Genomic DNA, 22,310 nt, shown 5'->3' with positions numbered 1-22,310 from the left:
CGTTTACGCATGATAATTAACCATGAACTTGACCTTAAACACAATTAGCTATACGTTGTAAAGCTGGTGAAAATAAAACCAATAGGTTTTGTTAACACAACCAATAACGTTTTAACTAGCTAAAGACAAACTATAAGCTTATAAAAAATAACAAGTATATGAATAGTTAGTCATTTACTGTCTGGATGACAGAGAAGCAAAAGGGAGAATTGCAATGGCTCTATATGATCCTAGTCTTGAAAAAGACAACTGTGGATTTGGTTTAATAGCGCAAATGGAAGGCCAACCGAGTCATAAGTTGGTACGAACTGCTATTTCAGCCCTCGATCGCATGACACACCGTGGTGGTATTGCTGCGGATGGTAAAACAGGAGATGGCTGTGGCTTATTGTTACAGAAGCCAGACTCTTATCTCAGAATTATTGCAGAAGAGAATAACTTCAAGCTCGGCAAGCAATACGCTGTCGGCATGATTTTCTTCAGCCAAGACCCAATCAAAGCGCAATCCGCGCAAGACATCGTCAATAAAGAGCTCGCGCAAGAAACGTTAACCGTTGCAGGTTGGCGTGTCGTGCCGACCAACACCGACGTATTGGGCCCAATCGCCAAAGATTCTGTTCCCAATATTCAGCAAGTGTTTATCTCGGCACCTGCTGGGTGGCGTGAACGCGATATTGAACGACGCCTTTATATCGCTCGTCGTCGAATTGAAAAACAGATCACCGAAGACAAAGATTTCTATATTTGTAGCCTTTCGACACAAGTCATGGTTTACAAAGGCCTGTGTATGCCGGCCGATCTTCCGCGATTTTACCTCGATCTTGCTGACTTACGTATGGAATCGGCGATATGCCTGTTCCACCAGCGCTTCTCAACCAATACTCAGCCGCGTTGGCCACTGGCTCAGCCATTCCGCTATTTGGCGCACAATGGTGAGATCAATACCATCGAAGGTAACCGTCAGTGGGCTAAAGCTCGTGCCTATAAATTCTCTTCACCACTGCTGCCCGATTTACAAACGGCCGCACCCTTTGTGAATGAGACAGGCTCAGATTCATCAAGCCTAGATAACATGCTCGACCTGTTCCTTGCCGGTGGTATGGATGTATTCCGAGCGATGCGTATGCTCGTGCCGCCCGCTTGGCAAAACCACCCAGACATGGATCCCGATCTGCGTGCATTCTACGACTTCAACTCCAAGCACATGGAACCGTGGGATGGCCCTGCAGGTATCGTCCTTTCTGACGGTCGTTACGCTGCGTGTAACCTAGATAGAAACGGCTTACGCCCTGCGCGTTATGTGATTACCAAAGACAACCTGATCACGCTGGCATCTGAAGTGGGCATCTGGAATTACGCGCCAGACGAAGTGGCAGAGAAAGGGCGTGTCGGCCCGGGTGAACTACTCGTCATAGATACGCGCCGCGGTAAACTGTGGCAATCTAACGAGATCGATAATGACCTTAAAGGTCGCCATCCCTATAAAGAGTGGATGGAAAAGAACGTTCACAAACTCACACCGTTTTCCGATCTGCCCGATGAGCAAGTCGGTAAGCGCAGCTTTGACGATGACACGCTCAAGACCTACCAAAAACAGTTTGCGATGAGCAACGAAGAGTCGGACCAAGTACTGCGTGTGCTTGGTGATATGGGACAAGAGGCCGTAGGCTCGATGGGCGATGATACGCCGATGGCTGTGCTCTCTTCGAAAGAACGTCTCGTCACTGACTATTTCCGTCAAATGTTTGCACAGGTCACCAACCCACCGATTGATCCACTGCGTGAAAAGCATGTTATGTCTTTAGCCACCAGTATCGGCCAAGAGATGAACGTGTTCTGCGAAACAGACGGTCACGCCTACCGTGTGACATTTAATTCGCCAGTTCTGGTCTACTCTGACATGCAGCAACTTCTGCAGTTAAATCAAAAACACTACGGCCACGCGATTCTTAGCATGCACTATAATCCTGCTGATAAAGATCTCGAACAAGCCATTAATGACTTGTGTGATCGTGCGGTGCAAGAGGTCCGTGATGGTGCTGTTTTGATTGTACTTTCAGACAAGCACTTAGAGAAAGGCAAGCTCCCGGTTCCAGCAGCGATGGCTGTAGGTGCGGTGCAAACCAGACTTGCTGACACCAACCTACGTTGTGATGCTAACATCGTGGTTGAAACAGCAACCGCACGTGACCCACACCAATTTGCAGTATTGCTTGGTTTCGGCGCCACCGCGGTTTACCCGTATCTCGCTTATGAAGCTCTGGGCAAAATGTTGGACGACGGTTCATTAGATAAAGACTATCGCACTGCATTGCAAAATTACCAAAACGGTATCAACAAAGGTCTGTATAAGATCATGTCGAAGATGGGTATCTCGACGATTGCTTCTTATCGCTGCTCGCAATTATTTGAGGCGGTCGGTTTGCATACCGATGTCGTTGACTTGTGTTTCCGAGGCGTAACGACTCGTATCCAAGGCGCTAGCTTTAGCGACTTCCAACAAGATATCTATAACCTATCTCGTAAAGCATGGACTAAACGTAAACCACTGGAACATGGTGGTTTACTCAAATACGTACATGGCGGTGAATACCACGCCTACAACCCAGACGTAGTCAGTACCTTACAAACCGCCGTAAAGACAGGCGAAACCTCCGATTATCAATCTTTTGCGAAGCAAGTTAATGCTCGTCCTGCTGCCATGCTGCGTGACTTAATGAGCCTTAAAAAAGCAGCTCAACCTCTAGCATTAGAAAAAGTCGAACCGAGCAGTGATCTCTTTAAACGCTTCGACTCTGCAGCGATGTCGATTGGTGCCTTGAGCCCTGAAGCTCATGAAGCATTGGCCATGGCGATGAACCGATTAGGAGGCTACTCCAACTCTGGTGAAGGTGGTGAAGATCCACGACGCTTTGGTACTGATCGTAATTCTCGTATCAAGCAGATAGCTTCCGGTCGCTTTGGTGTGACGCCACATTACTTAACCAATGCGGATGTTCTGCAAATCAAAGTTGCACAAGGTGCGAAGCCGGGTGAAGGTGGCCAACTGCCAGGGCATAAAGTCACCGCAGAAATCGCCAAACTGAGATACTCAGTTCAAGGGGTAACACTGATCTCCCCTCCTCCGCACCACGATATTTATTCTATCGAAGATCTAGCGCAGCTTATTTTCGACCTTAAGCAAGTGAACCCTAAAGCCTTGGTTTCAGTGAAGTTAGTATCGGAACCGGGTGTGGGCACCATTGCTACTGGTGTGGCGAAAGCCTATGCCGACTTGATTACGATCTCCGGTTACGACGGTGGTACCGCGGCAAGCCCGCTGACCTCGGTAAAATACGCAGGTTGCCCTTGGGAGCTTGGCTTAGCGGAAACTCAACAAGCACTGGTGGCCAATGGCCTACGCCATAAGATCCGCTTGCAAGTCGATGGTGGTTTAAAAACCGGACTCGATGTTATCAAGGGCGCGATTTTAGGTGCAGAGAGTTTTGGTTTTGGTACTGCGCCAATGGTCGCGATGGGTTGTAAGTTCTTACGAATTTGTCACCTAAACAACTGTGCAACGGGCGTTGCGACTCAAGATGAAACACTACGCCGTGAATACTTCAAAGGCCTGCCAGACATGGTAGTGAACTACTTTACCGGCCTAGCCGACGAAGTTCGCCAGTACCTTGCAGAACTTGGAGTCGAAAAACTGACAGACCTGATTGGTCGCACGGATCTACTTGAAGCCGTTCAAGGCCTGACTGCGAAACAGAGTAAACTCGATCTCTCTTCAATACTCGAAGCTCCGGTATCTCCAGAAGGTCACCCACTGTTTTGGACCGAGCCAAACGCACCATTTGATAAAGCGCAACTCAACCAACAGATCCTTGATGATGCCATTGATGCGATTGAGAAACGTCAATCCACCAGCCTTTACTACAACGTAATCAACACCGATCGCTCGATTGGCGCTCGTATCTCTGGCGAAATTGCCAAACGTTACGGGAACCAAGGTATGGCGGGGTCACCAATTAAGTTGTATCTCGATGGCACAGCAGGCCAATCCTTTGCGGTTTGGAACGCTGGCGGCGTTGAGCTATATCTGACAGGCGATGCCAATGACTATGTCGGCAAAGGCATGGCAGGCGGTAAGGTGGTTATCAAACCTCACCAAGGCACTGCATTTGTTTGTAACGAAGCGACCATCATAGGTAACACTTGTTTGTATGGTGCGACCGGAGGCAAGCTATTTGCAGCTGGTACTGCAGGCGAACGATTTGGCGTGCGTAACTCAGGCACCGTTGCCGTGATTGAAGGTGCAGGTGACAATGCCTGTGAATACATGACCGGTGGTATTGTTGCCATTCTTGGCGCAACCGGAGTGAACTTCGGCGCCGGTATGACAGGTGGGTTTGCTTATGTGATGGATAAGAATGAAGACTTCCAAGGCCGTGTAAACAACGAATCGGTCGAAGCACTTTCTCTGTCGGACCTATTTATCCACCAAGAACACCTGCGCGGCTTGATTGCGGAGCACTTAGAAGAGACTGGCTCAGTACACGCTGAAGCTATTCTGGCGAACTTTGATGAATGGATTCCAAAGTTCTACCTAGTGAAGCCGAAGACGGCGGATCTCAACACCTTGCTCGGTCACCAAAGCCGCAGCTCTGCTGAACTTCGTGTTCAAGCGCAATAATTGGAAGGAGCCAATCATGAGCCAGAATGTATACCAATTTATTGATGTGAATCGCGTAGACCCAGCGAAGAAACCAATCAAGATACGTAAGATTGAGTTTGTAGAGATCTACGAACCTTTCACGAAGCAACAAGCTAAGGCACAAGCCGACCGCTGTTTAGACTGTGGTAACCCCTACTGTGAATGGAAGTGCCCAGTCCATAACTACATCCCTCAATGGCTCAAACTTGCCAATGAGGGGCGCATTATCGAAGCGGCTGAACTGTCCCATCAAACCAACAGCTTGCCTGAGGTTTGCGGACGAGTTTGTCCTCAAGATCGTCTATGTGAAGGCTCTTGTACCCTCAACGACGATTTCGGCGCAGTAACCATCGGCAACATTGAAAAATACATCAATGACAAAGCGTTTGAGATGGGCTGGAAGCCAGATATGTCTCACGTTGAATGGACCGACAAAAAGGTCGCGATCATCGGCGCAGGCCCAGCAGGCCTTGCAGCAGCGGATATCTTAGTTCGAAACGGTGTGAAGGCTGTAGTATTTGACCGCTACCCAGAGATCGGAGGCCTACTGACGTTTGGTATTCCATCGTTCAAACTCGAGAAAGGCATCATGGAAAACCGCCGCCGTATCTTTAGTGGTATGGGTGTCGAATTTAAGATGAATACCGAAGTCGGTAAAGACGTTCAACTACAACAATTGGTCGATGACTATGATGCTGTTTTCTTAGGGGTCGGTACTTATAAAAATATGCGTGCTGGGTTAGACAACGAAGAAGCACCGGGCGTTTATGATGCCCTACCCTTCCTTGTTTCCAATACCTACAAGGTCATGGAACTGGACAACCCAACACCATTCATCGACATGAAAGGCAAAAAAGTGGTTGTGCTTGGTGGTGGTGATACCGCGATGGACTGTGTACGAACGTCTATTCGTCAGCATGCTGCTAACGTCATCTGTGCTTATCGCCGAGATGAAGCCAACATGCCAGGCTCTCGCCGTGAGGTGAAGAATGCAAAAGAAGAAGGCGTGAAGTTCATGTTCAACCTTCAGCCATTAGCATTGGAAACCGATTCATCTGGTCATGTTACTGGCGTCAAAGTGGTGAAAACGGCGCTAGGTGAACCCGATGACGCAGGTCGCCGTCGTCCGGAACCCGTAGAAGGCAGTGAGCATGTTCTTGAAGCAGACGCCGTTATCATGGCATTTGGTTTCCAACCTCATGCAATGGAGTGGCTAGAACCATTTGGTGTAGAGCTCGACCAATGGGGTCGCATCAAGGCTCCCGGTAAACAAGAATTTCAATACCAAACCACCAACAGTAAGATCTTTGCAGGTGGTGATGCCGTTCGAGGATCTGACTTAGTGGTAACCGCTATCGATGAAGGCCGTAAAGCAGCAGAAGGGATCTTGGACTACCTAGAAGTGTGATTGGTGTAGGGTTTCCTTTATTACTCAGTTCGTTACTATAAAAAAGGATCCAATCATGGATCCTTTTTCAATTCGATACGTTTGATGACAAGCACAACGATAAATAATTAGAACAATCGCAAAAGAACCAATACCGATAACTAGAATTAAAACTAAAACAACGCCATAGGAAACACTATGAAAAAAGCCGCTCTCCTTTCTCTATCTCTTTTGACCTTAACCGCTTGTAGCCAAGGAATCACGGACATGAAAGACAGAACTTCATCACCTTGTGGAGACAAACCAAACTGCGTATCAACTCAAGATGACCGTGAACAGCATACATTGGCCGCGTTTGAGTTATCAGATTCAGCAAACTTAGATGCGATTGAGCAGGTTGCGCTAACCTTACCGGGATCGAAAACCGCGAGTAAAACAGAAGATTACCTGCGTGTTGAATGTACTTCTCGCATCATGCGCTTTGTCGATGACTTAGAACTTAAGATCACTGATGGCAAACTGATCGTGCGTTCAGAGTCTCGTACTGGTCACTCTGATTTTGGCGTAAACCGAAAGCGTGCTGAACAACTTCGCGCTAGCTTAAAAAGCGAAGGCCTGATCAAATAGATAAAAGAATACGCAGATAAATCGCTGCTATTCGGATGAGAAGTGCCTCTGGGCAGTCGCTCGACACTTCTTATCCATGCTACAATTTCGCTCTACTGTTTAAATATTATTTATTAAGAGACTACACATGAAAATCGGCATCATTGGCGCAATGGAGCAAGAAGTTGCGATCCTAAAGGCAGCAATTTCAGACATTACTGAAGTTAATAAAGGCGGTTGTACCTTTTTCTCTGGTCAGATAAATGGTGTTGACGTTGTTTTGCTTCAATCAGGCATTGGTAAAGTAGCCGCTGCAGTGGGTACTTCAATCCTACTAAGCGAATACCAACCAGACGTAGTACTGAACACGGGCTCTGCTGGCGGTTTTGATTCAACACTGAACCTTGGCGATGTGGTTATCTCAACTGAAGTTCGTCACCACGATGCAGATGTTACAGCTTTTGGTTACGAAATCGGCCAAATGGCAGGTCAACCAGCAGCGTTCAAAGCGGACGACAAATTGATGGCTGTTGCTGAACAAGCACTAGCGCAAATGGAAGATAAGCACGCTGTTCGCGGTCTTATCTGTACTGGCGACGCATTTGTTTGCACAGCAGAACGCCAAGAGTTCATCCGCAAGCACTTCCCATCAGTGGTTGCTGTAGAGATGGAAGCATCGGCTATCGCTCAAGCTTGTCACCAATTCCAAGTACCATTCGTGGTTGTTCGTGCAATATCTGACGTTGCAGACAAAGAATCACCAATGAGCTTCGAAGAGTTCCTGCCACTAGCAGCTCAAAGCTCTTCAGAAATGGTTATCAAGATGGTTGCCCTACTAAAGTAAGCGACTAGACATGCAAACACTGTTTGATCAGGTATTTGCAAATGGCGTGCTCCTTGTAATGTGGGGAGCACTGCTTTTTCATTTGATTTTACCTATCCCCCATGCCGCACACCCTACGACCTTATGGCATAAGTTTGCTGAGCTTTTAGCAAGCAAGGTTAATAACAACCAAAACTATTCCCAAAGCTTAATCTCGGGCACATTAGCCTGGGGCGTAATGGTACTGCCGACTCTGATAATTCTATTGGCACTGCAACCATTGGTTTGGCAATCTCAACTGTTTGAATTAGCGCTGTTATTACTGGCGATTGATTGGCGCAATAATGAAAAGCTAGCAAATCAGCTGATCAAAGCGCTTGGTCGAGAAGATAAAGCTGCCGCTCGTCAGTTACTGGCTCCGGTTGTAAATCGTCAAACTGAATCACTGTCATCACTTGGGCTTGGCAAAGCCGCTGCTGAAACCATCATCATGGGTTACGCTCGCAATGTGGTATGTGTTTTATTCTGGTACGCCATTGGTGGTGGAATTGCGGCTTTAATGTATCGCCTTGTAGTCGAGTTAGCTCGAGCTTGGTCGCCAAGTCGCAAGCAATTTTCTCCGTTCGGCTCAACGGCTATCAAGATAGTCGCTATCCTAGAATTCATACCGATGCGTTTGTTTGCTTTGATGATCGTATGTGGTGATAAAGCAATGCACACATCCAAGATGATGCTTGCCCAAAGCCGTTCTTGGCCACTGCCTGGGCCTGCTTGGTTGATCACGGCCGTTGGCAACAAGCTGGAATTATCATTGGGTGGCCCTGCTATTTACAACAACACCAAAGCCATTCGCGCAAAATTGGGTGGAAGAATCGCCCCATCAGCTCTGCATCTATCTCAGGTTCAGAAGCTGCTGTTTGGTCGTATTGCTATCTGGATATTTTTACAAAGCCTAATCTTACTATTTGTTCACCAAGGGATTTAGAGTGAAACCTTCAGCACTTGTTACAAGCCTTACTCTTTTGTCTTCCAGCTTATGGCTGCCTTTATCATTTGCGGAAGAAACATCGCTGACTCCAGAAAAAGTACAGCCAGCTCAACGCGTAGTAAGCCTTGCTCCTCACGCCACTGAACTCGCGTACAGTGCTGGCTTAGGTGATAACCTTGTTGCGGTAAGTGAGCGGAGTGATTACCCACCACAAGCAGACCAGCTTGAAAAAGTGGCAAACTATCAAGGCATCAAGGTTGAGAAGATCATCGCACTGCAACCTGATTTGATTCTTGCGTGGCCAGCGGGAAACCCGCCCAGAGAACTCGCGAAACTAGAGCAATTTGGGTTTAATATTTACTACTCGAAAACCAAAAGCCTAGACAGCATTGCGACCAATATTGAACAACTCAGCCAATACTCCAGTGATCCGAGTATTGGGAAAAACAATGCCAAGCAGTACAAAGAAAAACTCAACGCATTGAGACTAAAATATAAAGATGCCGAACCCGTAAACTACTTTTATCAGCTAAGTGAAAAGCCGATCATCACCGTCGCTCAAGGGCACTGGCCAAGTGAGGTGTTTGAGTTTTGTGGCGGCCAGAATATTTTCGAAGACAGTGCTTCCCCTTATCCACAAGTTGGTATTGAACAAGTTGTATTAAGGAAACCGCAAGTGATCTTCACTTCTCAGCACGCAATTGAGAATGGAACCATGTGGCAAACTTGGGAGGACGAGATCCCAGCAGTCGCTCAAAATCAGATTTGGTCACTCAATTCTGACTGGATTAATCGCCCGACAACGAGAACTTTGAAAGCGATCCAACAAGTATGCGATTTCTTCGATAGAGCTAGGCAAAATCACTAACTATTTGCTGCGTTTTTTCGTACAATTCGCCACCGACCTGTCCCTACAATTTTAACTATAAGAGCACCAGTATCATGGACTCCATGCTGCTTTATATTATCGATTTATTTGGCACTGCCATTTTTGCTGTCTCAGGCGTATTTGTCGCTGGCCGTCTTAAGATGGACCCCTTTGGCGTAGCCGTTCTAGGCAGCGTGACCGCGATTGGCGGCGGCACTATCCGTGACATGGCATTGGGTGCGACTCCCGTGTTTTGGATCACCGATACCACCTACCTTTGGGTCATTATCACTACCTGTTTGCTGACCATGATTATTGTAAGACGTCCTAAACGTCTGGCTTGGTGGATATTGCCGGTATGTGATGCGATAGGCTTAGCCGTATTTGTTGGCATTGGTGTTGAGAAAGCGCTGAATTATCAAGACTCGGCATTAGTGGCTATTATCATGGGTGTTATCACAGGCTGTGGTGGCGGTATTATCCGTGACGTGCTTGCCCGTGAAGTGCCGATGATCTTAAGAAGTGAAGTCTACGCCACGGCTTGTATCATTGGTGGTGCTTTCCATACCATGGCGATTCTCATGGGGCACGATTCAGAAACCGCATTTTTGGCCGGTGTGTTCACAACACTATTGATTAGGCTTGGCGCTATTCGCTGGCACTTGTCATTGCCAACCTTCGCTATCAAATAGATAGAACGATGACTAAGAGGCTCCGCAAAGGAGCCTTTTTTAATTCGCTTTCAAAGTACTTATCCCCTCTATTTCCATTATTCAAAGATCCCCTCCTTTCCTAACACTCTAGTTAGCTCATTAACTCATTCACCACTAGGTTAGTAATGTTTTTTGTTTACTTATCTAATTCACAGGCTATATTAATAAACAAATAACTTTATAAATTATTTTGTTTACTAATATAGTCTGCCAATAAGGAGTTCAAGATGAGTATCAATAAAGTAGGCATTGTTTTCTTCTCTAAGAATGGAGCGACTAAGCAAGTCGCTGAGACAATCGCAGAAGGCATTAACACTCAACAATCTAACTCAGCACTGCTCATCGAGGTGCTCTCTTCTGAAATAGTCGAAGGAAGATATGACAATGACGATAAGCTCAGCGCATTAGACAATTGTGATGCGATTATCTTTGGCGCGCCAACCTACATGGGCTCACCAGCAGCTCAATTTAAGAGCTTTATGGATGCGAGCAGTGATAGCTACTGTAAGAAAGCGTGGCGAAATAAACTCGCAGCAGGCTTTACCACTGGTGGTAGCCTTAACGGTGAACAACAGCAAACCCTACTGAGCTTTTTCACTCTGGCTTGTCAGCATGGCATGATTTGGGCAGGGCTTGATATCTCAAAGCATATTGATGATTTAGGTTTGAATCGCACCGGTTCAAGTATTGGTTTGGTCGCCAGTGATGATCAGACGGCTGAGAGCAACGATAATCACATCAATAGTAATGATCTTAAAACCGCTTTCTATTTTGGCCAACGCATCGCGAGTCTAGTTAAGAAAACCTAACGAGCTAATTTCCTAATTAACGAGCTAACGTCAAAACACCTAGCTGGTCTGATATCTATGAGCTCAGACTAGAGAATGAATGGCGTTTGAGGTAACTTGGTTTAATCATTCCCAACTTTCATGAATATAACTCAATGCTACTCGAAGGAATCGAAACTCTATTGGTTTTAAGTAAAGCAAAAACCATGAGCCGCACCGGCAGTTTGCTTTATATCAGCCAATCAGCGGTCAGCAAACGGATTGCTAATTTAGAGAAGAAGTTAGGCAAGAAACTCATAGAACCGAGTGGTCGACAGATCAAACTGACGCCAGATGCGATTGCATTAATCGAGAGTATCGGCCCTGCATTCAATGAGCTTCGTGGTCTTATTTATGAGCAGCAAGAGTTGGAAGATACCACTCTCATCACCTTAGATAGCTCTAAGTCGCTGATCGCGGGTTATCTAGGTGAGATGATGGGCCAATTTATCCAGCAAGATAAATACATCACCATTACCACTAACCATACCCCAAGAATCATAGAGCGAGTGCAATCTGGCAAGGCGACCTTAGGGTTGTGTGCTGGTTTACTGCCGCCGCATCATGGGTTGATGACATTCCACCTGTTTGATGAGCCGTTTTACATAGTAAGTAAGTCGCCGTTAACGGAGCTTCCTCCAATGGTCATTACTAACGACATGACCAATCCGGCAAACTCGTATCAGTTATCTGTGCTTGAAAAGTTTGGCATCAAACCCTTGATGGAGATGGATGCCTACACCGCAGCAGCCCAGCTAGCGTTGGGAGGAACGGGGCCGGCTTTGATCCCGCTCTCTATCGTAAAGACACTCAATATTGAGCCTCAATACCTATTTAGCTTCGCTGAATTAGAGGGGTTAATTCGACCTATTCATATCTGTGTAAGGCCGAACAGCTATCAATCTCCGCGAGTTAAAATACTGATAGAATCCATTGTTGATGCTGTTCCCAAAGCAGTTTAGACGCCATTAACATCGACATCACGATCACAAGGGGGCGAATCCATTTCTGCCCTTTTGTCACCACTACTTTAGCGCCAAGCTGAGCGCCCATAAAGCCACCAACCGCCATCACTAAGCCTAGTTCCCAGATGGGTAAACCAGCCAAAATAAAGAAGATTAAAGCTGCGATATTCGAAGTGAAATTAAGAACCTTAGTACGTGCCGTTGCATCCACTAAAGAGAAATGGCCGATAGCGACAAAACAGACGGTGAAAATAGAACCCGTTCCTGGGCCAAAGAAGCCATCGTAGAAACCAACACCGCCACCAATGCACAAAGCAAACACGGCTTCAGACATCTTTTGCTTACCTTCAGACGCTCTAGTTTGGGGTGCTAATAGGAAATAGAGAGAGATCGCGATAAGCAGTAAGGGGATCATGCTCGTCAATAAGCTCGCATCAATATGCTGCACTAACTCGGCGCCAATTGCAGACCCAATAAAAGTACAGAAGATCGCGAGGCGCATTTCTTTAATACTAACGATACCGTTGCGTACGAAATACCAACTGGCGGAGAAGCTGCCAAAAGAACTTTGAAGTTTGTTGGTTGCCAGTGCCTGCGTTGGTGGTACTCCAGCCGCTAGCAATGCTGGTAGAGTCAATAATCCACCGCCGCCAGCCATTGCATCAATAAAGCCTGCTGCCGTTGCAACAACAAACAAGATAGCCAATATTTCTAGAGTGATTTCCATATACCCAACGCCTTAAATTCTCGTGAAGCGACAACTTACCACCGTGAGCAAACAATCAACAACGAAACACAAGATTGTAACCTATTCCAAATTTTCATCATTTAGCCATTACCAGACTTTCGCCAGATGACAGACATAAAAAAGCCCACTCCGAAGAGTGGGCTTTGAGCATTTATATCCGCTTAACAGCGATACACGTGAGTCAATTAAGCTTGAGAAGCTTTAACTTGTGCGTGTAGCTCTTGAACTGAAGTTACTGACGTTTTCGCGTCTGCAGTGTGCGCCATACAAGTCGCGAATGCAGCGTTTAGCGTAGTCGTGTAGTTCACTTTCTCAGCCAGTGCGCCACGACGAAGAACTTTAGAATCTTCAATCGCTTGACGGCCAGCTGCAGTGTTCACGATGTACGTGTACTCGTTGTTCTTGATACGGTCAAGAATGTGAGGACGACCTTCGTGTACCTTGTTTACTAGACGTGGGTTGATACCCGCTTCACCAAGGATAACCGCAGTACCGTGTGTTGCGTCTAGCTGGTAACCAAGCTTAGATAGCTTAGATGCTAGGTCAACAACACGCTCTTTGTCGCCTTCGCGAACAGAAAGAAGTGCACGGCCGCCTTCTGGGTAGATGTTGCCACAACCCAATTCAGCTTTAGAGTATGCTTCAGCAAACGTTGCACCAACACCCATAACCTCACCAGTAGAGCGCATTTCTGGGCCTAATAGTGGGTCAACACCAGGGAATTTGTTGAACGGAAGAACAACTTCTTTCACTGAGTAGTATGGTGGAATGATTTCTTTCGTAAAGCCTTGAGACTCTAGCGATTGACCTGCCATAACACGAGCTGCAATCTTAGCGACTGCTGCGCCTGTTGCCTTCGATACGAACGGTACTGTACGTGCTGCACGAGGGTTAACTTCGATTAGGTACACTTCGTTGTTCTTAACAGCAAACTGCGTATTCATTAGACCACGAACACCCAACTCGAACGCTAGCTTTTCAACTTGCTCACGCATTACGTCTTGGATTTCTTGGCTTAGCGTGTAAGCAGGAAGAGAACATGCTGAGTCACCAGAGTGAACACCCGCTTGTTCGATATGCTCCATGATACCCGCAATAACAACGCGCTCACCGTCACAAATCGCATCAACGTCTACTTCAATTGCATCATCTAGGAAGCTATCAAGTAGTACTGGAGATTCGTTTGAAACACTTACAGCTTCGTTGAAGTAGCGACGTAAGTCTTGCTCGTCGTATACGATTTCCATCGCACGACCACCAAGAACATAAGAAGGACGAACAACTAATGGGAAGCCGATTTCGCGAGATTTCTCTACCGCTTGCTCCATTGTTGTTACTGTCGCGTTTTCTGGTTGTAGAAGACCAAGACGGTCAACAGCAACTTGGAAACGCTCACGGTCTTCTGCACGGTCGATTGCGTCTGGGCTAGTACCAATGATTGGTACGCCAGCAGCTTCAAGCTCACGAGCCAGTTTTAGTGGTGTTTGACCACCGTACTGAACGATAACGCCTTTTGGCTTCTCAACACGAACGATTGCTAGTACGTCTTCCAGCGTTACTGGTTCAAAGTACAGACGGTCAGACGTATCGTAGTCTGTGGAAACTGTCTCAGGGTTACAGTTAACCATGATTGTTTCGTAGCCATCTTCACGTAGTGCTAAAGATGCGTGTACACAACAGTAATCGAATTCAATACCTTGGCCGATACGGTTTGGACCGCCGCCTAAGATCATGATTTTCTCTTTGTCTGTTGGGTTCGATTCACATTCGTCATCGTAAGATGAGTACATGTAAGCCGTATCAGAAGAGAACTCAGCCGCACACGTATCTACGCGCTTGTAGACTGGGTGAATATCGTATTGGTCACGTAGACGACGAATTTCACTTTCAGCCACACCTAGAATCTTAGACAGGCGAGCATCAGCAAAACCTTTACGCTTAAGCTTCATTAGCTCGTCTTTATTCAGACCAGCAAAGCCTTTCGCTTTAAGTTCTTGCTCTAGTTTTACGATGTCTTCGATTTGAACTAGGAACCAACGGTCAATTTGCGTTAGGTTGAATACACCATCAACTGACATACCAGCACGGAAAGCGTCTGCGATGTACCAAATACGGTCAGAACCAGCTTCTTTAAGCTCATGGCGAATCGTCGTTAGAGCGTCAGGTGCATCTAGGTCAACCATTTCGTCAAAACCAGTTGCGCCTACTTCTAGACCGCGAAGTGCTTTCTGTAGAGATTCTTGTTGGTTACGGCCGATAGCCATAACTTCACCAACCGACTTCATTTGCGTCGTTAGACGGTCGTTAGCACCTGCAAATTTCTCGAAGTTAAAACGAGGAATCTTAGTTACTACGTAGTCGATTGTTGGTTCGAATGATGCTGGTGTTGCGCCGCCAGTGATGTCATTCATTAGCTCGTCTAGCGTAAAGCCAACAGCCAGTTTCGCTGCAATCTTAGCGATTGGGAAACCTGTTGCTTTAGAAGCAAGTGCAGAAGAACGAGATACACGTGGGTTCATCTCGATGATAACCATACGGCCATCTTTCGGGTTGATACCAAACTGTACGTTTGAACCACCCGTTTCAACACCAATCTCACGCAGTACCGCTAGAGAAGCGTTACGCATTAGTTGGTATTCTTTGTCTGTCAGCGTTTGAGCCGGAGCCACTGTGATCGAGTCACCCGTGTGAATACCCATTGGGTCAAAGTTTTCAATCGCACATACGATGATGCAGTTGTCGTTCTTGTCGCGAACCACTTCCATCTCGTACTCTTTCCAACCGATAAGTGATTCATCGATAAGAAGTTCGTTAGTTGGAGATAGGTCCAAACCACGACGACAGATTTCTTCAAATTCTTCTTTGTTATAAGCGATACCACCGCCTGTACCACCCATCGTAAACGATGGACGAATGATACAAGGGAAACCAACCATTTCTTGAACTTTGTAAGCTTCTTCCATCGTTTTCGCTGTATCAGCCGTTGGACACTCAAGACCAATCGATTTCATTGCTTTATCAAAACGAGAGCGGTCTTCAGCTTTATCGATAGCGTCAGCAGTTGCGCCAATCATCTCTACGCCGAACTCTTCAAGTACGCCGTATTTTTCTAAATCTAACGCACAGTTAAGTGCAGTTTGGCCACCCATTGTCGGTAGAACTGCATCTGGCTTCTCTTTAGCGATGATGTTACGAACCACTTCCCATTGGATAGGTTCGATGTAAGTCGCATCAGCCATGTCTGGGTCAGTCATGATTGTCGCTGGGTTCGAGTTTACAAGAATAACTCGGTAACCTTCTTCGCGAAGTGCTTTACAAGCTTGAGCACCAGAGTAATCAAACTCACATGCTTGACCGATAACAATCGGACCAGCACCCAGAATTAGAACACTTTTAATGTCAGTACGTTTTGGCATTATCTACTACTCCGAATTACACTGTGTGCTGTTTGATTAGTTCAATAAAGTGGTCGAATAACGGCGCTGCGTCTTCTGGACCTGGGCTTGCTTCTGGGTGACCTTGGAAGCTAAATGCTGGCTTATCTGTACGGTGGATACCTTGTAGAGAACCATCAAATAGAGACTTATGAGTCGCTCGTAATGTCTCTGGAAGCGTATCTTCGTCAGCAGCAAAGCCGTGGTTTTGTGAAGTAATCATCACAACATCACGATCTAAATCTTTAACCGGGTGGTTTGCACCGTGGTGACCAAACTTCATCTTCACTGTCTTAGCGCCTGACGCAAGAGCAAGAATCTGGTGACCTAGACAGATACCAAAGATTGGTAAACCTTTTTCTAGGAACACTTTTGTTGCTTCAATTGCGTAAGTACATGGTTCTGGGTCACCAGGGCCATTTGAAAGGAAAACACCATCAGGGTTCAGAGCGAGTACTTCTTCTGCTGAAGTTTCAGCAGGAACAACCGTTAGGCGGCAGCCGCGATCAACAAGCATTCGTAAGATGTTTCGTTTTGCGCCGAAGTCATAAGCAACAACGTGGTATGGCAATTCAGAGTCTGCTTTCGCTTCAGGAAGTCCACCCGTAAGCGTCCACGAACCTTGTTTCCATTGATACGCTTCTTTTGTTGTAACTTCTTTCGCAAGGTCCATACCTTTCAGGCCAGGGAATTCTTTTGCTTTAGCTAGAGCCAAAGCTTCGTCTAAATTTCCATCGTTTACTGAAGAGCCAGCTACGATACAACCGTTCTGTGCGCCTTTTTCACGAAGAATACGCGTCAGCTTACGAGTATCGATATCAGCGATACCAACAACGTTTTGCGACTTAAGGTAATCAGAAAGGGATTGTTCATTACGGAAATTAGAAGCGATTAGAGGGAGATCGCGAATCACAAGGCCTTGAGCATGGATTGAAGAAGATTCTTCATCTTCGGAATTGGTTCCGGTATTGCCAATGTGAGGGTAAGTAAGGGTAACGATTTGCTGAGAATAGGAAGGATCAGTGAGGATTTCTTGGTACCCCGTCATCGAGGTATTAAAAACGACTTCACCAACTGCAGAACCTACAGCGCCAATGGCTTCACCGTGAAATACTGTCCCATCTTCTAGGACGAGTAGTGCTGACTTCTTCAAGACAACCTCCAGAAATAAAAATGCATTAAAATTGATTTAATTTGCAAATCTACCTTCCTGCAACACCAAAAACTGCGTGTTTATGGAAATTAGACAAATTGGCGGTATTTTAGTGATCTGCGTGATACGTGTCAACATTTAACGCAAAAGAAATTAAACATTTGTAAGAACTAATTCAATTTCCTTTACCAAAGCTTCAAAAGTTCAACTTTCATACTCAATTAATAGGAATATTACGATTTTCTAATTTTCACCCGTCGTTTTAGCTAACCATAGAGTGCCAAAAATATCAGCGACAAAACGCAATCGATAAATACCAAGAGAAAACATGATAATTTAAAGATCTAAAACAAAAAACACACTAAAGCCTGCATAAATAGCATAAAAATAGAGGGAAAATGGCGATAAGAAGAAAGTAGAAGGAAGATCGTAGAAGAGAGATTATTAAGGAAAAGCCACCAAATAAAGAAAGCGCCGGCAATTGCCAGCGCATAAATATCTATTTACAGGTCATTCAAACTAAGGACATCAGTCATGGTATAAAAGCCTGCTGGCTTGTCATTTAGCCAAACAGCTGCCTTGATTGCACCATTAGCAAAGGTCATTCTATCCGTTGCTTTATGGGTAATTTCAACGCGCTCACCAATATCAGCAAACATTGCAGTATGTTCACCAATGATGTCACCGGCACGAATCGTCGCAAAGCCGATCTCGTCTTTGGTACGCTCGCCAGTAATACCTTCACGTGACCATACAGCGACATCGTTTAGATCATTGCCCATCGCACCAGCAATAGCTTCGCCCATACCAATCGCAGTGCCTGACGGCGCATCGACTTTATGGCGATGGTGAGCCTCAACGATCTCAACATCACAATAATCGCCCATCACTTTAGCGGCCTTTTCTAGCAGCTTGAACACTAGGTTTACACCAACGCTGTAGTTAGGAGCCATTACGATAGGCATCTCTTTTGACGCCGCATCAATCACCTGTTTCTCTTCTTCAGAGAAACCTGTCGTACCGATAATTAGCTTCTTTCCGTGACGTTTACAAAGTTCAATATTCGCTAATGTGCTCACAGGTGCGGTAAAGTCGACGATCACGTCAAACTCTTCAATCGCTTTCGAAAGGTCATCGACTAGAGCTACATCAAAACGGCCTTCACCGCATAACTCGCCAACATCAACACCGACCAAAGATGACTCTGGGCGCTCTGAACCAGCGCCAACGCTTGCTTCTGAATTTTGGTGAACGGCTTTCACCAAGTTACGACCCATACGGCCAGCTGCTCCTGCAATTGCAATTCTTACCACTGCGAATATCTCCATTGTTTTGGTTACCGTCACTGCTCATCTGTCGCAGCAACGTTCATTCGATTAATCTCTTTAAACTAACAACAATCTCAAACTCAGGCTAGCAATTACGAAAACTCTTTTATTACTCGCTCTAAAATGGGCACATTCGCTTCAGGGAATGCGTATTGACTCAATGATTCAAGATCGACCCATTCACCTTGTTGCCCTTCTTTACCATAAGGCTGTTGCTCGAAATCAGTCACAAGAATGAAATCAAACTTAAGCGACTTGTCACTGTAATCAAATTCAAGGTGCTCAAACAGAGACTGATCTGTCACCTTAATGCCAATTTCTTCATCAAGTTCACGAGCCATCGCCTGCTCAATGGTTTCGCCCGCTTCTACTTTACCACCAGGGAATTCCCAGAAACCGCCTTTGTGCTTGTCGTCTGGGCGTTTAGTGATAAAGACCTGTGACTTATCTTGGTTGAAGATAATACCTGCGACAATATGGATTCTTTTCATATGATGATGTTCCTTAATAAACGCTTGGCCTACGTTGCCCCTAAATTCGTCACCCTCCAGGAGGAGCAACGACTGAGTTGGGGAGCAAATACAACAACCTTAAGCCAAACTATCAAACAAGATTCCCTACTGCGCTCGTTCCTCGCTATAGGGAATGACGACTTTCCTTTCGACAAAAAGATAAGTCATGAAATTTACATACAAAAAGAGCCGCCTAAGCGACTCTTTTTAATAGCAGTAAGTTTTTATGAAGCTAAGTTGTAACGCGTTAAGTGCAAGGAGGAGGCACGGAGCTTACGTTAGTAAGTGAGTACCTCCGACACTGCAATTATCCGTTACAGCGAAGATTCACCAAACTTAGTCAATTTTACCGTGACACTGTTTGTATTTTTTACCACTTCCACATGGGCATGGTTCGTTACGACCCACTTTACGCTCATCACGTACTACCGTTTGTGGAGATGCCGCATCCGCTTCATCGTCAGCTAGCTGGTTTTCAGCCGTTGCGTGTTGTGCTTGTGCACGACGCGCCGCTTGTTCAGCTTGAGCTTGACGTTGAGCTTCCATCTTTTCAACTTCTTCTTGTTGCTGAACGCGAACTTTAGAAAGGATGGTAACAACATCTGTTTTCAGCACATCGAGTAGGCCTTCAAACAGTTCAAACGACTCACGCTTGTACTCTTGTTTCGGGTTCTTCTGAGCATAACCACGTAAGTGGATACCTTGACGAAGGTGATCCATCGCAGCCAAGTGCTCTTTCCAAAGACCGTCTAGCGTTTGTAGCATCACAGACTTCTCGAAGTTACGCAGTACTTGAGCACCAACCACTTCTTCTTTCTGTTTGTACGAATCTACCGCCATACCAAGAATGCGCTCACGCAATGCTTCTTCATAAAGCTTGTCGTCTTCGTCTAACCAACCTTGAATATCAAAGTCTAGGTCGAAGTCATTCTTCAGACGATCTTGCAGACCCGCGATATCCCACATGTCTTCAAGAGATTGAGGAGCGATGTATTCATCAATGACTGACGCCAGTACATCTTCACGGTTGTGTTCGATCATCTCGCTGATGTCATCAGAACTCATCAGTTCATCACGTAGCTCATAAACAACCTTACGTTGGTCATTGGCTACATCATCGTACTCAAGAAGCTGCTTACGGATGTCGAAGTTACGACCTTCCACTTTACGTTGAGCTTTTTCAATTGAGCGAGACAGCATCTTAGATTCAATCGCTTCGCCTTCGTCCATACCACTTTGGATAAGACCAGCCATACGATCAGACGTAAAGATACGTAGTAGAGAATCTTCCATTGATAGGTAGAAACGAGAAGAACCCGCATCACCTTGACGACCAGAACGACCACGTAGCTGGTTATCGATACGGCGAGATTCATGACGCTCAGTACCAATGATGTGCAGACCACCTGACTCAAGAACTGTATCGTGGACAACTCTCCAGTCAGCTTTGATCTTGTCGATCTGCTCTTTCGTTGGATTATCTAGCTTCTCAATTTGTGCCTGCCAGCTACCACCTAACACGATATCGGTACCACGACCTGCCATGTTAGTTGCGATAGTTACCGCACTCGGCATACCAGCTTGCGCAACGATCTCAGCTTCCATCTCATGGAACTTAGCATTTAGTACGTTGTGCTTAATTTTTGCTTTTTTCAGTGCGTTAGACAGCAGTTCAGATTTCTCGATAGAAACCGTACCAACCAGTGATGGCTGACCAGCCGCAACACGGTCTTTGATGTCTTCAATGATCGCATTGAACTTGTCTTCTTCAGTACGATAAACCACATCTGGCATATCGTTACGAACCATAGGCTTGTTGGTTGGGATAACCACCGTTTCTAGGCCGTAGATAGACTGGAATTCGAAAGCTTCAGTATCAGCAGTACCTGTCATGCCTGACAGTTTTTCGTACAATCGGAAGAAGTTCTGGAATGTAATCGATGCTAGCGTTTGGTTTTCATTTTGAATCTTCACACCTTCTTTAGCTTCAACAGCTTGGTGTAAACCTTCAGACCAACGACGACCTGGCATAGTACGACCAGTATGTTCATCAACGATAACCACTTCGCCTTCTTCAGTAACGATGTAGTCGACGTTTTTCTCAAACAATACGTGTGCACGAAGCGCAGCATTCACATGGTGCAATAGGCTGATATTGGTTGGAGAGTAAAGTGTGTCACCCTCTTCCATCAAGCCGTTTTTGACCATTAGTTCTTCTACAAATTCTTGACCGTTTTCAGTCAGGTGAACCTGTTTTGATTTTTCGTCCATGGTGTAGTGACCTTCACCACGGTACTCTTCTGAATCTTCTTTATCTTGACGCTCTAGAGAAGGAATTAGAGTGTTAATGCGCGTATAAAGGTCAGAACTATCTTCAGCTGGGCCAGAGATAATTAACGGAGTACGAGCTTCATCAATTAAGATTGAGTCAACCTCATCGACTACAGCGAAGAAGCGCTCACGTTGAACTCGGTCTTCAGCACGGAAAGCCATGTTGTCACGAAGGTAATCAAAACCAAACTCGTTGTTTGTTCCGTATAGGATGTCAGCTTGGTACGCTTCTTTTTTCTCTGGCGGAGCCATGTTTGCCACATTCACGCCAACAGTCATGCCAAGGAATTCAAATAATGGACGGTTTGTTTCCGCATCACGCTTCGCTAGGTAATCGTTCACCGTTATTACGTGAACACCTTTGCTTGGTAGCGCGTTTAGATAAGCTGGTAGGGTTGCGGTAAGTGTCTTACCTTCACCAGTACGCATCTCTGCAATTTGGCCAGCATTTAGAACCATGCCACCAATCATTTGCACGTCAAAGTGACGCATGCCGTAAACACGCTTAGACGCTTCACGTACCGTAGCGAAAGCTTCAGGTAGAAGTTGATCTAACGATTCACCTTTATCTAAGCGCTCACGAAACTCAACCGTTTTTGCTTTTAGCTCTTCATCAGAAAGTGCTTCAAACGTTGGTTCGTAGTTATTAATTTCTTTTACAATTTTTCTAAGGCGGCGCAGTGTTCTGTCATTGCGACTGCCAATTACCTTTGTCAGCAGCTTAGTAATCATGTGCTTGGAATCTCTTCGTTCTCAGATCGTCCGCGATCTATTTTAAATGCCGTCAGTCTCTACTAGCTATGAACTAGTCTTCAGTTACTAACCAAGGATACTGAGATAAATCTAGTATCTTTGATATTGTACTTGAGAGTAGAGTTTTCAAGGCTTGAGTTAAAATTAATGCCCTTTAGTGTAAGTAATTTTCACA

The 22,310-nt window shown here is 45.8% G+C and carries 15 protein-coding genes; 9 read left to right on the top strand and 6 right to left on the bottom strand.

Going from position 1 to position 22,310, the window contains the following annotated elements; all coding sequences use genetic code 11:
• Window positions 1-214 precede the first annotated feature (214 nt).
• From gltB to H5300_RS01020, 9 genes are all read left to right on the top strand, one after another.
• The gene (gene gltB / locus H5300_RS01060; RefSeq protein ID WP_182795263.1) at window positions 215-4,678 is read left to right on the top strand and encodes a glutamate synthase large subunit; all 4,464 of its coding nucleotides are present in this window, start codon (window positions 215-217) and stop codon (window positions 4,676-4,678) included.
• A gap of 16 nt (window positions 4,679-4,694) precedes the next feature.
• Complete coding sequence (locus tag H5300_RS01055) at window positions 4,695-6,107, top strand: FAD-dependent oxidoreductase (RefSeq protein WP_029224682.1); 1,413 nt, start codon at window positions 4,695-4,697, stop codon at window positions 6,105-6,107.
• 177 nt (window positions 6,108-6,284) lie between these two features.
• A complete protein-coding gene (locus tag H5300_RS01050; protein WP_065207238.1) occupies window positions 6,285-6,713 on the top strand; it encodes a DUF1499 domain-containing protein in 429 nt (142 codons plus the stop codon).
• Window positions 6,714-6,840: 127 nt separating this feature from the next.
• Window positions 6,841-7,536 carry a 5'-methylthioadenosine/S-adenosylhomocysteine nucleosidase gene (mtnN, locus tag H5300_RS01045; protein ID WP_017090520.1) on the top strand — a complete coding sequence of 232 codons (696 nt, stop codon included), beginning with the start codon at window positions 6,841-6,843 and terminating at the stop codon, window positions 7,534-7,536.
• Window positions 7,537-7,546: 10 nt separating this feature from the next.
• Window positions 7,547-8,500 carry a cobalamin biosynthesis family protein gene (locus tag H5300_RS01040; protein WP_102440852.1) on the top strand — a complete coding sequence of 318 codons (954 nt, stop codon included), beginning with the start codon at window positions 7,547-7,549 and terminating at the stop codon, window positions 8,498-8,500.
• Between the two features lies 1 nt (window position 8,501).
• Entirely contained in the window at window positions 8,502-9,371 is an 870-nt protein-coding gene (gene btuF, locus H5300_RS01035; protein ID WP_102440851.1) for a vitamin B12 ABC transporter substrate-binding protein BtuF, read from the top strand.
• Between the two features lie 74 nt (window positions 9,372-9,445).
• A complete protein-coding gene (locus tag H5300_RS01030) occupies window positions 9,446-10,063 on the top strand; it encodes a TRIC cation channel family protein (protein ID WP_004734978.1) in 618 nt (205 codons plus the stop codon).
• A 248-nt stretch (window positions 10,064-10,311) separates the two neighbouring features.
• On the top strand, window positions 10,312-10,893 hold the full coding sequence (locus H5300_RS01025) for a flavodoxin family protein (RefSeq protein ID WP_182795262.1): 582 nt from the start codon (window positions 10,312-10,314) through the stop codon (window positions 10,891-10,893).
• A 134-nt stretch (window positions 10,894-11,027) separates the two neighbouring features.
• Window positions 11,028-11,873 carry a LysR family transcriptional regulator gene (locus tag H5300_RS01020; RefSeq protein WP_102453233.1) on the top strand — a complete coding sequence of 282 codons (846 nt, stop codon included), beginning with the start codon at window positions 11,028-11,030 and terminating at the stop codon, window positions 11,871-11,873.
• Here the strand turns inward: H5300_RS01020 and H5300_RS01015 are convergent.
• The 6 genes from H5300_RS01015 to secA all read right to left on the bottom strand — a co-directional run bounded on the left by H5300_RS01015 (window position 11,824) and on the right by secA (window position 22,114).
• Window positions 11,824-12,603, bottom strand: coding sequence for a TSUP family transporter (locus H5300_RS01015; RefSeq protein WP_004734975.1), 780 nt, complete (start codon window positions 12,601-12,603; stop codon window positions 11,824-11,826). The genes H5300_RS01020 and H5300_RS01015 overlap by 50 nt on opposite strands.
• A gap of 206 nt (window positions 12,604-12,809) precedes the next feature.
• Window positions 12,810-16,040 carry a carbamoyl-phosphate synthase large subunit gene (gene carB / locus H5300_RS01010; protein ID WP_004734974.1) on the bottom strand — a complete coding sequence of 1,077 codons (3,231 nt, stop codon included), beginning with the start codon at window positions 16,038-16,040 and terminating at the stop codon, window positions 12,810-12,812.
• Between the two features lie 16 nt (window positions 16,041-16,056).
• Entirely contained in the window at window positions 16,057-17,211 is a 1,155-nt protein-coding gene (carA, locus tag H5300_RS01005) for a glutamine-hydrolyzing carbamoyl-phosphate synthase small subunit (RefSeq protein WP_004734973.1), read from the bottom strand.
• Between the two features lie 503 nt (window positions 17,212-17,714).
• Entirely contained in the window at window positions 17,715-18,539 is an 825-nt protein-coding gene (gene dapB / locus H5300_RS01000; RefSeq protein ID WP_182795269.1) for a 4-hydroxy-tetrahydrodipicolinate reductase, read from the bottom strand.
• A 92-nt stretch (window positions 18,540-18,631) separates the two neighbouring features.
• Window positions 18,632-19,030 (bottom strand): 8-oxo-dGTP diphosphatase MutT, encoded by a 399-nt coding sequence (gene mutT, locus H5300_RS00995; RefSeq protein ID WP_017084773.1) that lies wholly within the window; start codon window positions 19,028-19,030, stop codon window positions 18,632-18,634.
• A gap of 357 nt (window positions 19,031-19,387) precedes the next feature.
• Window positions 19,388-22,114 carry a preprotein translocase subunit SecA gene (gene secA / locus H5300_RS00990; protein ID WP_017077687.1) on the bottom strand — a complete coding sequence of 909 codons (2,727 nt, stop codon included), beginning with the start codon at window positions 22,112-22,114 and terminating at the stop codon, window positions 19,388-19,390.
• Between the last annotated feature and the right edge of the window lie 196 nt (window positions 22,115-22,310).

Origin of the sequence: Vibrio sp. SG41-7 (genome assembly GCF_014164465.1) — a bacterium.
GTDB lineage: Bacteria > Pseudomonadota > Gammaproteobacteria > Enterobacterales > Vibrionaceae > Vibrio > Vibrio splendidus.
The sequence above is the reverse complement of the archived record's forward strand: the minus strand, read 5'-3'. Positions and strand labels throughout refer to the sequence as shown.

Excerpts from the sequence above, each read along its gene's own strand:
- H5300_RS01040 (WP_102440852.1), top strand. The coding sequence starts at position 7,547 with ATGCAAACACTGTTTGATCAGGTATTTGCAAATGGCGTGCTCCTTGTA.
- H5300_RS01025 (WP_182795262.1), top strand. The coding sequence starts at position 10,312 with ATGAGTATCAATAAAGTAGGCATTGTTTTCTTCTCTAAGAATGGAGCG.
- mtnN (WP_017090520.1), top strand. The coding sequence starts at position 6,841 with ATGAAAATCGGCATCATTGGCGCAATGGAGCAAGAAGTTGCGATCCTA.
- H5300_RS01015 (WP_004734975.1), bottom strand. The coding sequence starts at position 12,603 with ATGGAAATCACTCTAGAAATATTGGCTATCTTGTTTGTTGTTGCAACG.
- dapB (WP_182795269.1), bottom strand. The coding sequence starts at position 18,539 with ATGGAGATATTCGCAGTGGTAAGAATTGCAATTGCAGGAGCAGCTGGC.
- gltB (WP_182795263.1), top strand. The coding sequence starts at position 215 with ATGGCTCTATATGATCCTAGTCTTGAAAAAGACAACTGTGGATTTGGT.
- H5300_RS01055 (WP_029224682.1), top strand. The coding sequence starts at position 4,695 with ATGAGCCAGAATGTATACCAATTTATTGATGTGAATCGCGTAGACCCA.
- secA (WP_017077687.1), bottom strand. The coding sequence starts at position 22,114 with ATGATTACTAAGCTGCTGACAAAGGTAATTGGCAGTCGCAATGACAGA.
- mutT (WP_017084773.1), bottom strand. The coding sequence starts at position 19,030 with ATGAAAAGAATCCATATTGTCGCAGGTATTATCTTCAACCAAGATAAG.
- H5300_RS01020 (WP_102453233.1), top strand. The coding sequence starts at position 11,028 with ATGCTACTCGAAGGAATCGAAACTCTATTGGTTTTAAGTAAAGCAAAA.
- carB (WP_004734974.1), bottom strand. The coding sequence starts at position 16,040 with ATGCCAAAACGTACTGACATTAAAAGTGTTCTAATTCTGGGTGCTGGT.
- H5300_RS01050 (WP_065207238.1), top strand. The coding sequence starts at position 6,285 with ATGAAAAAAGCCGCTCTCCTTTCTCTATCTCTTTTGACCTTAACCGCT.
- H5300_RS01030 (WP_004734978.1), top strand. The coding sequence starts at position 9,446 with ATGGACTCCATGCTGCTTTATATTATCGATTTATTTGGCACTGCCATT.